General features: G+C 37.5%; 2 protein-coding genes. Both read left to right on the top strand.

What is annotated here, in order from left to right; all coding sequences use genetic code 11:
* Positions 1 to 1,116: hypothetical protein (locus tag KEM10_RS23510; protein ID WP_212220744.1), on the top strand; the 1,116-nt coding region annotated here is incomplete at its 5' end.
* 37 nt (positions 1,117 to 1,153) lie between these two features.
* On the top strand, positions 1,154 to 2,835 hold a 1,682-nt coding region (locus KEM10_RS23515; protein ID WP_212220747.1), incomplete at its 3' end, for a CHC2 zinc finger domain-containing protein.

The following is a 2,835-nucleotide window of genomic DNA, read 5'->3' on the forward strand; positions in this document are numbered from 1 at the left end:
ACAATGAAGGAAAAACAAAGCAATATGCAGGATGCGATATATAAAAACCTGCAAGAAAATAAGAATTATGCGTACGAAATCAGGGTTGAAAGCAATTCTGGACATATTCTGATTGTACCTCGTACCAACAATATTGAAGCTTTTACTGAAAATATTGAATCGGCAAAGGATATAGCCCGACAGGAAGGTAAAAATATCAAAGTCTGTATTTACAGGGGCATGAGTCCTAAAGCCGGAAAGGTTGAAGAATACCCGATTACACTAAGCGAAAACAAGACAAACAGTTCTTCTAACCAATCTCAGATAGAACAAGCTATTGAAACTGCCTTACAAAAACATAAAATGGCTGGTAATAACAGCTTTATGGGTAACCTTGATGGAATAAGTCAATTGTTTGGGGCTTTAACAGGCATAGAAACAGACAAAGAGAATACTGGCAATTCTTTTAATGGATTGGCAGGATTACTGGGAGCAGTTAGTAATGCTCGTCATGAAAATACCCTGATGCAGTTTGAAAAGAAACTGAATGATTATAAACAGGAAACGCTTATTGAGACACTTCAAAAGCAAGTCAAAGACCTGTCCATTGAAAGGGATACTTTAAAAGAGCAGAATACAAAACTTGAAAAAGCCAATAGTGAGTATGTTTCAGAAATCTCAGACCTTGAAACACGATTGGCAGGCTATTCTAATACCGAGATTATTAAGCGTGTGGCCACAGGTGTACTGTCTGGTATCGGAAGCAAATTGCTTGCAGGAAGCCCTAAAGCAGCCGAATTATTAGGCTTAACCAAGCATGAATTACAAAGTGCATTAGGCTTTATTGAGGAAGAAGCATCAAGTAATCAAAGTCATACTCCGGAAGCCAATGTACAAGTAGAAGAACTTCATCCTCCACAAACAGAACAACAAAAGCAGCTTTTCAAAGCCATTGACGATACAGCCAACGCATTAAAACAGGGCGATATCAATTTTGCCTATTACATGATTACAATTATTGGCAACTGCATGGATAGCCAGGAGCTTACTGAAAGTATAGTTCATCATCTGGAAGAAGAAAAGCAAAGGATGAATATGGAAAATGAGATGCAGAATACCTCTGAGGAAGAACAATAGGGTTTGAATGGCCTGTTTATGGCACAATGGAAAACAAATGCAGACAATCGAAAAAGTAAAACAAATTGACATCAAAGCCCTTATTGAAAAGGAAACAGGCGTACATTTCAATAAAGCCAATCAACTTGAAAAATGCCCCTTTTGTGGAAGTGGTCAAGGGACAAACCATTCTCCGGCTTTCAGTGTGAACACCCGAAAAAACTATTTCAAATGCTTTTCGTGTGGTTCCGCTGGTTCTGCAATTGATTTTGTCATGTTATTTAATAATGGATGGAACGAGCATAAAGCCATTACATATTTACAGGAAGATTACCTGGGCATTCGAGACGTTTTTAAACCGTCAGCCCAAACTAACACATCTTCATTTGATAAAATGCTCTTTGCCATAAGAAATAACCCAATAACAAAGGCAAGTGAATATCTTAAATCCAGGGGAATTGATGCAGAATCTTTACCACAAGGAAGTTATTGGTATGATTCTTTATCCAATGCCATTGTGTTTACTGATACGAATAATCAGCTTATCAATCGCAGGATGATTAATCCTGAAAAAGGTAAGCCTAAAGCCAAAAATAACGGAACATTGAATGAAAGCATTTACGATAAAATGTTCTTTCCGGACTTTGATGTGGTTTTCTTGCAAGAGGGTGTTATCAATGCCTTATCCATGGTAGGCTGCTCATCTATTGCTCTGTTTTCAACAGAAAATAAAATAAAAGACCCTAAAGTATTGCTACCATATCTTCAGGGGAAGAAAGTGGTTTTGGCAATGGATAACGATGATGCCGGAAACAAATGTGCAGACTATTACAAAGACTTCATTCTTTCTGGTCGGTTTGATATTCAATCGTTACGAAGATTGGTATTACCGAAGAAAAAGGATGCCAATGATTTGTTACAGGATAAGTCATTAATCGATTTTCTTCAAAATACAGAGAATTACCAATTGCTATGGGAAGATATAGTTACCAAACCAATTCCACAAAACAGCGAAGACAAGCAAGCAGATAATGAAGAGTACTATTTCTTTGTGGAAAATGGCTGTTATTATATGAAGGAAACCATTAAAGGAAAGCCTATCGTTAAGAAGCTATCCAATTTTTTAATGGAATCGGTTTATCACTTGATGGATGGCACAAAGGAAAGTAGGCGTCTGGTCAAATTTCAGCGTAATACTGGGGAAATTACGGTTAATGAGATAATGAGTTCAGAATTGAACCTAGACAGGTTTAAAAAGGTCATCCGAAGCATATCAAGCCGAGGTTTAACCTTCTTTGGTAACACTCAGCAACTGGATAATATCTTAACCTTTCTGTATGACCGTGAGAAAAACGCCATTGCCATTAATCAGTTGGGGTATCAAAGTGAACACCATGCTTATTGTTTTGCTGATGCTGTGATAGACAAAGATAATGTCATTACATATCCTGATAAGTTAGGTATTGTCAATACGGATGTCACATCGCTTTATTTGCCACCTTTTGCCTATACCAACTTGAATGATAAAAGCTATTCTGCTGAGCGTAGGTTTGCTTACAAAGCCGGGAATTTAAACTTTGATTCATGGGCAGAGCTTATCTTTAAAGCTTATGGAATAAACGGTGCGGTGGGTATTTCGTTTGTAATACTGGCGTTATACCGAGACATTATTCTTGATATAACAGGCTTCTTCCCATTTTTATTCCTGTTTGGTGACCAGGGAGCCGGAAAGTCCAATTT

This window comes from Carboxylicivirga linearis (assembly GCF_018271995.1).
Taxonomy (GTDB): Bacteria; Bacteroidota; Bacteroidia; order Bacteroidales; family Marinilabiliaceae; genus Carboxylicivirga; species Carboxylicivirga linearis.